Consider the following 12,594-nt stretch of genomic DNA (forward strand, 5'->3'; position numbering starts at 1 on the left):
ATGACTTCAAAACATTTATCCGACTCAAATAATGAGCAAGCGACTAGCGTTGCTGATGAGTTTTTAAGCTCAGAAACCGGCAGCCGACAGTTCCACGGCAAAATGGCCACCATCGTTACTACAGTTTTGATCGCCTGGGCTGCGTTCCAACTTTGGTATGCATCACCATTGCCATTTATGCTTGATTTTGCGGCTTTTAACGAAGACCAAGCAAAATACATTCACTTGGCTTTTGCGACGTTTCTAGCCTTTTTCTTATTTCCGGCCGCAAAAAGCTCAAGTAAAGACTCTGCCTCTGTAATTGATATTTTATTAGCGTTAGCCGCCTCTGGCTGCTGTTTGTACCTACTAGTTTTCCGTGCCGATCTTGCGAACCGAATGGGAGCGCCCATTTTTGCCGATGTGGCCGTTGCTGTAGTGGGCATACTTACCTTATTAGAAGCAACAAGACGCTCTTTAGGGCCACCATTAGTGGTCGTTGCCTTGGTGTTTTTAACTTTTACTTTCGCTGGGCAATACATGCCAGATGTGATCTCGCACAAAGGCGCAAGTTTAAATAAAGTCGCTTCTCACCAGTGGATTACCACAGAAGGTGTATTCGGGGTGGCTATTGGGGTATCCACTGCTTTTGTATTTCTATTTGTATTGCTAGGTTCATTGCTAGATAAAGCTGGCGCAGGTAATTACCTAATTAAGGTGTCTTTTTCCTTGTTAGGGCACATGCGTGGCGGTCCGGCCAAAGCCGCAGTGGTAGCCTCCGGGTTAAGTGGTATCATTTCAGGCTCATCCATTGCCAATGTTGTGACAACCGGTACGTTTACTATTCCTTTGATGAAGCGAGTGGGCTTCCCAGGAACGAAAGCGGGGGCGATTGAAGTAGCGGCTTCAACTAATGGCCAGCTTACTCCACCCATTATGGGGGCGGCAGCTTTTTTAATGGTGGAATACGTGGGGATTCCATATATTGAAGTAATCAAACATGCGATTTTACCGTCTATTATTTCTTACATAGCCTTGGTTTACATCGTTCACCTAGAAGCCTTAAAGCTCAATATGCAGGGCATAGAGCGCTTGCATAAGCCTACCTTTGCTCAGCGTATGCTGTCTTGGGTGAGCATCACCGCCATTCTAATGGTGTTAGGTATCGTGGTGTACTATGGTTCAACCATGCTTGAAGCCATGCTAGGTAGTGCCGCTACTATTGTGATGTTAGCGGCTATCATTGCGGCTTACTTTGCCTTAGTTAAGCTCTCTGCTGTATACCCTGATTTGGCCGATGACGAATCCAGTATTACGCTAGACAAATTGCCGGAAACCAAACCGACTGTATATTCTGGTTTGTATTTCTCATTGCCTATCGTGGTATTGCTATGGGCTCTAGCGGTGAAACAGTATTCCCCTCAGCAATCGGCTTTTTATTCGGTGGCCTTCTTAATAGCGGTGGTACTGACCCACCGACCTATAAAGTCTTGGTTCCGTAAAGAGGAAAATTGGGCGTCGCAATTTAAAGTTTGTTGGAATGAATTTGTTGATGGCATGATTACCAGCTCTCGTAATATGGTCGGGATAGGTATTGCTACCGCAGCAGCAGGCATTATTGTTGGTACGGTTACCTTAACAGGCTTAGGTCAAATGATGACTGAGTTTGTCGAGTTTATCTCGGGTGGTAACCTGATTCTAATCCTTATCTTCACGGCTATTATATGTATCGTGTTAGGGATGGGGCTACCAACAACGGCCAACTATATTGTGGTATCTACTTTGATGGCGCCTGTTATCGTGTCATTAGGTGCCGAAAATGGTTTGGTCGTCCCTTTGATTGCAGTTCACTTATTTGTGTTCTACTTCGGTATCCTTGCTGATGATACGCCTCCCGTTGGTCTGGCGGCATTTGCCGCGGCCGCAATCAGTGGTGATGATCCAATTAAGACCGGTATTCAAGGTTTTATTTACGATATCCGAACCGCCATTCTACCATTTATGTTTATCTATAATACTCAGTTATTGTTGATTGGCATTGGGTCATTCTTTGACTTAGTTCTGACCGTCGTGAGTGCGATTGTTGCCATCCTTGTTTTCTCGGCAGGTACTCAAGGGTACTGGCTAGTGAAGAGCAAGTTTTGGGAGTCTATGGTGCTTGTGCTGATTGCCTTCTCATTATTCCGTCCTGGTTTTTGGTGGGACATGGTCTACGAGCCAAAAACACACCTACCTAGCTCCGCTTTGATTGAGCAAATGGAAGGTCTGGAAAATGGTGGCTTTATTCAGTTGCAAGTGGAAGGTGTGACATTAGAAGGGGATGAAATCAGCAAAACCGTACCGCTACAGCTTACTAATGCTGCGGGTGATGGTATGGCTCGATTGCAATCTCTAGGTTTAAATATGAGTCAAGTCGATGATATCTGGACCGTGGATTATGTGGACTTCGATAGCCCAGCAGCGAAAGCGGGAATCGACTTTGGTTGGGAAATTCGAGGGCTTGAAGTTGAGTCGGATCGACCACCGAAAGAACTTGTCTTTATTCCTGCGATCTTGTTACTGCTGGTGATTCGTAAGCTTCAGCAGGCACGGATGGCGAGCCCTTCTCATAGAGCGGCGGTATAAGGAGCAATATCATGTATAACTCGGTACTTGTTCCTGTGGACTTGGCTGAACAAGGCTATACCGACAAGGTAATAGAGCATGCTTTGCATGTTCTAAAGCCTGGTGGGAACTTGATCTTGCTGACGGCTTTAGCAGGCTATCAAATGCCTATTGTGGGCAGCTATTTTAAACCAGGCAGCTTTGATAAAGCGGTTCGCACTGTTCATCAAAAGCTTACTGAGTTTGTTAATGAAGACTTACCAGTAGATGCTGAAAACTGCACGATCAAAGTCGTTGAAGGTAAGCCTGCTGAATCCATATTAAAGGTTGCCAATGAGTATAAGGTTGAAGCTATTGTCATGGCTAGCCATAAGCAATCTCGTGTTGGTAGCGTTATGATAGGGTCGATAGCGACCAAAGTAGTAAGCCAAGCGAGTATGCCTGTGATGGTTGTTAAAGGCTAATTCAGCAAACAGCATAAAAACCGCACGAGAGTTTGTTGTAAACAATGCTCAAGTGCGGTTTTTTTGTGCAAGCTAGAAGAGAGAGTACTCAAAAACTTGTCAACCTTCTTAACAACAGGGTAGATTAAGGAATATTTTTTCAGACAGGCAGAGAGAAGAACATGACGAAATCTTATAATGATCTGACGGACTTTGAAGCCCATGTCATTCTCAATAAAGGAACGGAACCACCGTTTAGCGGTGAATATACAGATACTATGGAAGGGGGGGTGTATGTTTGCCGACAGTGTGAGGCACCGCTTTATACGTCAGAACATAAGTTCGTGTCTCATTGTGGCTGGCCCAGCTTTGATGATGAAATAACGGGAGCAGTAAAACGAGAGGTCGACGCAGATGGCTGCCGAACTGAGATCCTATGCGCGCAATGCGATGGCCACCTTGGACATGTGTTTGAAGGGGAAGGTTTAACCTCAAAAAACCTTCGTCACTGTGTGAACTCGGTATCAATGAAATTTATTCCTAGCTAGGGTGCTCTTAGTGTAAACAACCTAGCCTGATAATTACACAAGGAAGTGTTCAGTTGAAAATGGCTCTTCGTTAAATGTGAACCCCGGCAATCATACAACGTACTGACCCGCCAGCAGACTCAATTGTCGGAACCGCTAAAGGTAATAAAGCATGAGTTTGTTCTATTTTACCTTTCTGCTCGCTAGTTAAAGCCTCATAAGCTGTTTGTGATAGGGCCAATAAAAGAGTATCTCCTTCTAGTTCGATGGCATTACCGCAAAATTGGCTAATCTGTTCCATAGAAAGTTCAATAATGGATAAACCTGCCTGTTGAAAATGCTGTTGCAATTTTGGCTTGTCTTCCTCACTGACCATGTCCATGCATATCATGACAAAATGTCGAGTCATGCACATTAATACGTTGGTGTGATAAACAGCGACACCGTTCTCATCTGCAGCATCAAAAAGTACTCCATCGTAGCCGATATGAGCACATAATTTATCAAGCAATACTTGGTCACAACGCTTAGATCGTGCGGCATAAGCAACTCTATTAACATGGTCAAAAACAACGGCGCCTGTTCCTTCTAAAAACAGCCCTTGTTCAGCGTAGCCTCGATAGTCCACGAGGTCTGTGAAATTGTACTCTTTCTTGATGAAATCAATAATGTCTTGTCGGTATTCATTACGGCGGTTTTCTGCGTACATTGGATAGCTGATCAAACTGCCCTGATGGTGAGTACTAAACCAATTATTTGGGAATACTGAGTCTGGAGTAAGGGTTTTTTTGTCTTCAAATAAATGTACTTGCACACCTGACTGTCTAAGTTTACTGACGGCTCTGGTCACTTCTTGGTAAGCGTCTCGGGCACTATCCAGAGACAGGCAGGTTTTTTGAAAGGCGTTGTCCTGCATAGTCTGAGTGTTAGATTGAAAATGATGAGGGCGTACCATCACGATCGCTTCAGGTGCCTGATTATAGAGATGAGAGTTAACAACTTTAGAATGAGACATAGTAACCTTCCTATTAAATTAAGGCTCTATGTTATTGCAGACAAATGTTGATTAAAATGTCACTTTTTTATATAAAATAATCTAATTTTATACACTTTGATAAGGTGTTTTTATCATTTCGATAGGTTGATGCATGCCATACATTTACGACACACTAGATAGTGCCTTGATTTCTGAGCTTCGTAAGGATGGTCGGGCTTCAATTTCTTATTTATCGCAGACACTTAAAGTCTCGCGAGCAACTGTCCAAAATCGTTTAGATCGCTTGTTGTCTAACGGAGCAATATCAGGCTTTACTGTTAAAGTTCATCAAGAAGTAGAAAAAGAAGCCGTGCGAGCCATTATGATGATAGAAGTCGCAGGGCATTCAACGTCTCAGGTCATCAAAAAGCTGCGAGGTATCTCGGAATTAGTTCGCTTACACACCACTAATGGAGCTTGGGATCTAGTTGCGGAATTGCAGACGACCAGCCTAGCAGAGTTTGATCAGGTGCTGCGTAGAGTTCGTGAAGTAGACGGTATTTTAAACAGCGAAACAAGCATTCTACTATCAACCATGTCTTAAGCACTTTAACCGTTGGGCTTAACTCGGTTTGCTGATGGAAAACTGGGCGAATATCTCTTCTATCATTTTAGCGAGAGGGGTAGGGTCATTATTCAGCCTTGCATACATTCGCATTCCTGCGATCTGTATTTGAAGAAATCGTGCTAGTTCATCGCAATCTTGTGAGGGCTCAAGTTCACCTTGTTGCTGGGCTTTAGCTAAGGCGTTGGCAAACTCGTTTTCCATTTTCTTTAAGGCGGCTTTGGCCACCTCTAACAGCTCTGCATTTTCTTCGGTAAGCTCCCCAATGGTTTTCGTTAGCATACAAATATTATTGGGCTGGGAACCGTCATCGCAAATGACAAGTTGGCGAACAAATTGTTTTACCCCCCGCAGAGGAGATTTTGCATTGGCTAAGCTGCGATGCAACTCCTTGATGCCCTGCTGTAAGTAATAATTCAAGCTCTCTTTGAAGAGCCCTTCTTTACTACCAAAGGCTGCATAAATACTGCCAGGCCGCATGTCAATCACATCCTGAAGCGTGCGCATGGAAGTGCCATGAAACCCTTTTTCCCAATATAAGTGGGTGGCTTTCTGGATGACGTCTTCTCGGTCAAACTTTGTTTGTGATCTCATTTGTTAATACCTGATTGAGGTTGAGCAAGTGTTCAATTTTACCTCTAAGAAAGCTCAGATACTAGGGTAAGTTATCTGTGAGTAAAAGGCGCTAAACGTAATTTCTGGCTTAACTAGTTCATTTTTATAAACCATTTATGACTCGTTATAGTGCGTATTAAGGTAACAAATGGGGGCGTAGTGTTGGTTTTTTAATATTTGTATTACAATAGCATTAATAAATATTAAAAATACCAACCAGTAAAGGGGCTTTTGAATGCTGTTTACTAAGGATGAAGTGCTACAACTTCGCGCTGAACTCGGTTCAGATACACTAATGGGGAACACTATTTCAGAGCATATAAAAGAAGTAGATGCTTTTATAGCTTTACCACAAGAAGTGCTTGGGCACGGTGAGGCGGGTGGTTATGAACACAATAGACATAAGCAAAATTACAAATACCTGCATATGGCGAGTTGCTTATTTTTAGTGACAGAGCAAAAAAAATACGCAGATTTTGTCGTTTCACTGTTATCGGAGTATGCCGATAAGTATCTCTCTTTTGGTTTTCACGTCCAAAAAAACACTAATCCAACAGGTCGTCTTTTTCATCAAATTTTAAATGAGCATTGTTGGTTGCTGTTTAGTAGTCTTGCTTATTCCAATGTTGCTCACCTTATGACGGCTCAGCAGCAAAACCATATTATAGAAAACTTGTTTGAGCCTATGCTGGACATGTTTACCGTTAAATATGGCCATGATTTCGACCGTATTCATAATCACGGTATTTGGGCGGTGGCTGCCGTAGGTATATGTGGTGTTGCGATAGGTAAGCCGGATTATTTAAAAATGTCTGTGTACGGCAAAGAAAATAACGGCTCAGGCGGTTTCTTGGCCCAGTTATCTAAATTGTTTTCGCCTGCTGGTTACTATCTTGAAGGGCCTTACTATCACAGGTATGCCATTTATCCGACCTGTCTTTTTGCCGAAGTAATTCATCGTCACTTTCCTGAGGTGGAAATCTATCAATATAAAGGTGGGGTCATAGGGCGCACAGTGAATGCTTTATTAACCACGGCTTACCCTAACGGGGCTTTTCCAGCACTCAATGACGCTTCTAGAACCATGGGCGTAACCGATGCGGGAGTACAAGTTGCTCTGAGTGTCTTGAGTGATCACTATGCTTGCGATGAAAACGTCATTGGCATGGCTGAACTTCAGGGCGGTGTATGGCTACATGGTACAGGCTTGTCACTCTCAAAACAGCACGCGGTTGCCAAACATTCTGGTAAAATTTCAACGCCTCACTGGCCCAGTGTTGAACTAAAAGAAGGTGAGAATGGTGATAAAGGGGCAATAGGTATTCTACGTGCCGACGATGGCAAGGGGAACATCAGTCAGCTGCTTATGTCCTATGGACAGCATGGGATGGGGCATGGCCATTTTGATACGTTAGGCATTAGTTTCTTCAGCTCTGGCCAAGAAGTACTGCGTGAATACGGTTTTGCCCGCTGGGTTAACGTTGAGCCAAAATTTGGTGGACGCTATTTACCCGAGAATGTGTCTTATGCTCGCCATACTATTGCTCACAACCTAGTCACTATTGATCAGCTCAGTCAAAATGGTTTTGACGTGCAGAAAGCGGACGCTGTGCATGGAACGCCTCACTTTTTTATTGAAAGCTCTGAATTGGTTGCCATGAGCGCTTTTGCTAATGAACATTACGATAAAGTACCTATGCAGCGTAGTGTTTTTATGCTGAAAAGCGATGAGTTTACTGCTCCTTTGCTAGTGGATTTATTTCGATTAACCAGCGATGAAGAGCACACTTATGACTATAGCCATCAATATGAAGGGCAAATTGTACGTACCAATTTTAGTTATGTTGCGGAAGACGAGCTTACCCCATGGGGAGAAGATCAAGGCTACCAACATCTTTGGAAATTAGCCTCGGGTGAGGCACCAGAAAGTAGCTTGGTCAGCTGGTTACAAGGTAACAGCTATTATACTTGGCATGGTACCAGCTCCAATTCTAATGCTAATAATAAGGATGAAATAGTCTTTACTCAGCTTGGCGCGAACGATCCAAGCTTTAACCTGCGCAAAGAAAATGCGTTTAGCTTAAGAAGCCAAGGTCAGACCACCTTATTTGCTTCTGTATTGGAAACTCACGGCTACTTTAACGAAGAATTTGAAGAGTCTACACAGGCGCGTGGGCAAGTCCTTAGTGTTCGTGTTTTGGGGTATAACAAGGAGGCTTCAGCCATTGAAATATCCTCACAAAACGCTCTTTACACTCTGTTAGTAAGTAACGTGCCGAATGTTGACTCTCAAACCCGCCATACTCTGACTTGTGATGGCACGCAATATAGCTGGGAAGGTCCTTACAAATTGATTAATGAGGCAAAATGCCAAGGGAACGAATTATGAGTTATCAGCCATTACTACTAAGCTTTGAAGAGGCTGCACAGTTAGCTACACAACTGGGACAAGACACCTTGTTAGGTCAAGGGCTAAGTCGTGATATTGCCAAAGTAGAAAAGTATATTGAGCAAGTTGGTATTGAAGTGCCTGGGCACGGTGAAGCAGGTGGTTATGAACATAACCGCCATAAGCAAAATTACATCATCATGGATACAGCTGCACGGCTTTTTCTGATCACGAAAAAAGACAGCTATCGCGACTTTGTTGTTACCTTATTATTGAAATATGCTGAGGTGTATCCGAGCCTTGAAGATAACACCAGCCGAGATACGAATCCGCCGGGTAAGTTGTTTCATCAAACACTCAATGAAAATATGTGGATGCTGTACGCTTCTTGTGCCTACAGCTGTGTATACCATACTTTATCTGAAGAGCAGAAAAATAAGATCACAGAAGACTTGTTTAAACCTATGATTCATATGTTCGTAGTGACCTATGGTCATGATTTCGACATTGTTCATAACCATGGTTTGTGGGCTGTGGCTGCGGTTGGGATATGTGGCTATGCGATAAACGATCAGTCATCAGTGGATAAAGCTTTATATGGCTTAAAGTTAGACAGTAAATCAGGGGGCTTCCTCGCTCAATTAGATAACCTTTTTTCACCCGATGGTTATTACATGGAAGGGCCTTATTACCATAGATTCTCCCTGCGACCTATTTTCCTTTTTGCAGAATCGATTGAACGCCGCCAGCCTGAATTAGGCATTTATCGTTACAACAATTCTATTATTAAAACGACGTCCTATGCTGTTATGGCCACAGCTTTCCCTGATGGTCGATTGCCGGCTCTTAATGACTCATCCAAAACCATCAGCATTAATGATGAGGGGGTTATTATCGCGACTAGTGTGTGTTTTGCCCGTTATGAGCAAACTGAGACACTCGTGAGTATGGCAAACCATCAGCAGAATGTTTGGGTTCATAGCTCAGGTGCAGCTTTATCTGATGCTGTATCCAGTGCGCAAGAGATCAAGCCATTTTCGTGGGGAAGTGTGTTACTGAGTGACGGCCCTAAAGGGGAAAAAGGCGGTGTGAGTATACTGCGTCACCGAGACAAACAAGATGATGACACCATGGTATTGCTGTGGTTTGGTCAGCATGGTTCAGATCATCAATATCATTCTGCATTAGATCATGGTCATTATGACGGCTTACATCTGAGTGTTTTTAACCGTGGTCACGAAGTTTTACAAGATTATGGCTTTGGGCGCTGGGTCAATGTCGAACCAAAATTTGGTGGGAGATACATTCCTGAGAACAAAAGCTACTGCAAACAAACTGTTGCACATAATACAGTAACGGTGGATGGTAAAACGCAAAATGATTTTAACACTGCTTTAGCGGAAACTAAGTTTGGTCGTAAGCACTTCTTCGAGACAGACAACCCAAACTTTCAAGGAGCCAGTGCGGTTATCGAGGACTACTATCCGGGCGTCGTAATGCAGCGAAGTGTGTTGCTGGCTGACCTAGAAGAATTTGAAAAGCCATTGGTTATTGATGTTTACAGAATTTTAAGTGACCAAGAGCATCAATACGATTTACCTTTCCACTTTCTTGGTCAGGTTATCCGCACTGACTTTGATTGCCAGATTGAGCAAAAATTGAAACCGCTAGGTTCAGATTACGGTTATCAACACCTTTGGAAGGTGGCGAGTGGGGCTGTAACTGGCAGCAGCTTGGTAAGTTGGTTGCACGATACCAGTTACTATAGTTTGGTTGCCAGCGCACCTGCGGGCAGTGAAGTGATTTTTACTCGTATTGGTGCCAATGACCCTGATTTCAACTTACGGACAGAACCAGCCTTCATACTGCGCCAGAAAGGAGCTAATCATTGCTTTGCTTCAGTGCTGGAAACTCATGGCTATTTTAATGAGTCTATTGAAGCGTCTGACAACGCCCGTGGTAAGGTTGAAACCATTGACGTTATTGGCGAAAGTGAGCAAGGCACAGTGATTGAGATAGCTACAGTTACTGGCAACTACTATCGTTTTGGTGTTTCTAATCTGACGGATGTGGATCAGAAACAGTCGCATACGGTTAAGACGACTCGCGGAGAGTTTTCTTGGCAAGGTGCGATGGCGATTTTATAAAGAGTAGCTGCGCTCGAGTGAATTTGGGCGCAGTTTAATGTGAAAGCCAACAAATTAATAACATAAAAAAGCTTGAAATATATCCTTTTTTATTTGTATTATTTTACTACAAAATGACACTTGCTAGACGATCCGTTATCTTGTGACATTTTGTTCATTCTTTATCGTCTACTCTAGTAGACATTAACAGCCAGAAACTGATGTTGGCAGGTTAATTGGCTGTGCCCATTCTATCCGGGGGGGTAGAATGGGATTTTTATATTTGTATTATTAAATTACTTAATTGCAGATATGACTTAACGATTACAAAAATAATATAGGAAACGCGATGGATACTCTCATTGTAGGAATATACTTTCTATTCTTAATCACGATTGGCTGGATGTTCCGTACCTTTACAAGTACTACAAGTGATTATTTCCGCGGTGGCGGTAATATGTTGTGGTGGATGGTAGGGGCGACCGCCTTTATGACTCAATTCAGTGCTTGGACCTTTACGGGTGCGGCAGGTAAAGCTTACAACGATGGCTTTGCAGTGGCAGTAATTTTTGTTGCCAATGCGTTTGGTTATCTTATGAACTACCTGTATTTTGCCCCTAAATTCAGACAGCTACGTGTTATTACCGTTATTGAAGCGATCCGGATGCGTTTTGGTTCTAAAAATGAGCAGGTGTTTACCTGGTCAAGCATGCCAAACAGTATCGTCTCAGCAGGGGTTTGGCTGAATGCTTTGGCGATCATTGCCTCAAGTATCTTTGGTGTAGACATGACAACAACCATCATCATTACGGGTTTGGTTGTATTGGTTATGTCGGTAACCGGTGGATCATGGGCGGTTATTGCATCTGACTTTATGCAGATGGTCATCATCATGGCGGTTACCATTACCTGTGCGGCCGTGGCAATTGTTAAAGGTGGCGGTGTTGGTGAGATTATCAATAACTTCCCTCTTCAAGAAGGCGGTACTTTCCTAGCTGGTAATAACCTAAATTACATGAGTATTTTTGGTATCTGGGCTGTATTTATCTTCTTCAAGCAATTCAGTATTACCAATAACATGCTGAATTCGTACCGCTACTTAGCTGCAAAAGACTCTAAAAATGCTAAAAAAGCCGCATTATTGGCTTGTGTCTTAATGACTATGGGGCCTTTAATCTGGTTCATGCCAAGCTGGTTTGTTGCGGGTCAAGGTGTTGATCTTGCCGCTATCTATCCAGATGCTGGTAAGAAAGCCGCTGACTTCTCTTACTTATACTTTGTAGAGCAGTACATGCCTGCCGGTATGGTAGGTTTATTGATTGCAGCTATGTTTGCAGCAACCATGTCTTCTATGGACTCAGGTCTTAACCGAAACTCTGGTATTTTCGTTAAGAACTTCTACCAAACAATTGTACGCCCTGATTCTTCAGAGAAAGAGTTGGTGTTTGTATCCAAGCTAATGTCGACCATATTTGGTATTGCCATTATCTTAATCGCACTCTTTATCAACTCTTTGAAAGGGCTAAGCTTATTTGACACCATGATGTATGTTGGTGCCTTGATTGGCTTCCCAATGACCATTCCAGCGTTCTTAGGCTTCTTTATCAAGAAGACTCCTGACTGGGCGGGTTGGGGTACCTTGGTAATGGGTGGCTTTGTTTCTTACTATGTTGGTTTCGTGATTACTCCTGAGCTTGTACAAAACGTATTAGGTTTAGAGGAACTAACAAAACGTGAGTGGTCAGATATTAAGGTTGCGATTGGCTTGCTAGGGCACATTGTCTTCACGGGTGGTTTCTTCATGCTATCAACCTTGTTCTATAAGCCATTGACGGCAGAGCGTCAGAAAGATGTTGATCTATTCTTTAACAACCTGGCCACTCCGCTGGTCTCAGAAGGTAGTGTTCAAAAAGCGCTAGATAACAAGCAGCGTAAGATGCTTGGTACCTTGATTGCCGTTGCTGGGGTTGGGGTAATGGGAATGTTCATTATTCCAAACCCATTCTGGGGGCGTTGCGTCTTCCTGCTTTGTGGTGCCATTGTGCTTACAGTTGGCCTGTTATTGGTTAAAGCGGTAGATGATACAGTAGAGGCTGCTTCTCAAGAGTCTTGAGTAGAACCTGAAGCGAAAAATTGAAAGAAAAAGCTCAGCGCTTTAAAAGGCGCTGAGCTTTTTTTGTTTAATAATTGGTTTAGACAGTGTTTTGTTTTTTAATAAAAACAATAAGTTAATTCCCACTCTTTTTCCTTAGAACATTACAGTGTTGTTTATTAACAAAAAAGTATATGTTTTTATTGGTGATCCGAAAC

General features: G+C 43.1%; 9 protein-coding genes. 7 read left to right on the plus strand and 2 right to left on the minus strand.

The features are described from left to right. The 3 genes from ACYVGZ_RS07535 (at position 1) to ACYVGZ_RS07545 (ending at position 3,574) form a co-directional block, all read left to right on the plus strand. Positions 1 to 2,604, plus strand: coding sequence for a TRAP transporter permease (locus ACYVGZ_RS07535; RefSeq protein WP_460753426.1), 2,604 nt, complete (start codon positions 1 to 3; stop codon positions 2,602 to 2,604). 11 nt (positions 2,605 to 2,615) lie between these two features. After that, on the plus strand, positions 2,616 to 3,047 hold the full coding sequence (locus tag ACYVGZ_RS07540) for a universal stress protein (protein WP_460753429.1): 432 nt from the start codon (positions 2,616 to 2,618) through the stop codon (positions 3,045 to 3,047). 161 nt (positions 3,048 to 3,208) lie between these two features. Beyond that, complete coding sequence (locus ACYVGZ_RS07545) at positions 3,209 to 3,574, plus strand: methionine-R-sulfoxide reductase (RefSeq protein ID WP_460753432.1); 366 nt, start codon at positions 3,209 to 3,211, stop codon at positions 3,572 to 3,574. A 70-nt stretch (positions 3,575 to 3,644) separates the two neighbouring features. Here ACYVGZ_RS07545 and ctlX read toward each other — a convergent pair whose 3' ends face one another. Then, complete coding sequence (ctlX, locus tag ACYVGZ_RS07550; protein WP_460753435.1) at positions 3,645 to 4,568, minus strand: citrulline utilization hydrolase CtlX; 924 nt, start codon at positions 4,566 to 4,568, stop codon at positions 3,645 to 3,647. A gap of 133 nt (positions 4,569 to 4,701) precedes the next feature. On the opposite strand from ctlX, the gene ACYVGZ_RS07555 reads away from it, so the two are divergent. Beyond that, positions 4,702 to 5,133 (plus strand): Lrp/AsnC family transcriptional regulator, encoded by a 432-nt coding sequence (locus ACYVGZ_RS07555; protein WP_460753438.1) that lies wholly within the window; start codon positions 4,702 to 4,704, stop codon positions 5,131 to 5,133. 18 nt (positions 5,134 to 5,151) lie between these two features. Here ACYVGZ_RS07555 and ACYVGZ_RS07560 read toward each other — a convergent pair whose 3' ends face one another. Continuing rightward, positions 5,152 to 5,748, minus strand: a complete 597-nt coding sequence (locus ACYVGZ_RS07560) for a TetR/AcrR family transcriptional regulator (protein ID WP_460753441.1) — start codon at positions 5,746 to 5,748, stop codon at positions 5,152 to 5,154. Positions 5,749 to 6,004: 256 nt separating this feature from the next. On the opposite strand from ACYVGZ_RS07560, the gene ACYVGZ_RS07565 reads away from it, so the two are divergent. From ACYVGZ_RS07565 to ACYVGZ_RS07575, 3 genes are all read left to right on the plus strand, one after another. Next, positions 6,005 to 8,158, plus strand: a complete 2,154-nt coding sequence (locus ACYVGZ_RS07565) for a heparinase II/III domain-containing protein (protein ID WP_460753445.1) — start codon at positions 6,005 to 6,007, stop codon at positions 8,156 to 8,158. Further along, positions 8,155 to 10,305: a heparinase II/III domain-containing protein gene (locus tag ACYVGZ_RS07570; protein WP_460753448.1), complete on the plus strand. Its 2,151-nt coding sequence runs from the start codon at positions 8,155 to 8,157 to the stop codon at positions 10,303 to 10,305. Before ACYVGZ_RS07565 ends, ACYVGZ_RS07570 begins: the two co-directional genes overlap by 4 nt. A gap of 328 nt (positions 10,306 to 10,633) precedes the next feature. Continuing rightward, the gene (locus ACYVGZ_RS07575; protein ID WP_460753451.1) at positions 10,634 to 12,397 is read left to right on the plus strand and encodes a sodium:solute symporter family transporter; all 1,764 of its coding nucleotides are present in this window, start codon (positions 10,634 to 10,636) and stop codon (positions 12,395 to 12,397) included. Positions 12,398 to 12,594 lie beyond the last annotated feature (197 nt).

It is taken from the genome of Marinomonas epiphytica (assembly GCF_054780655.1).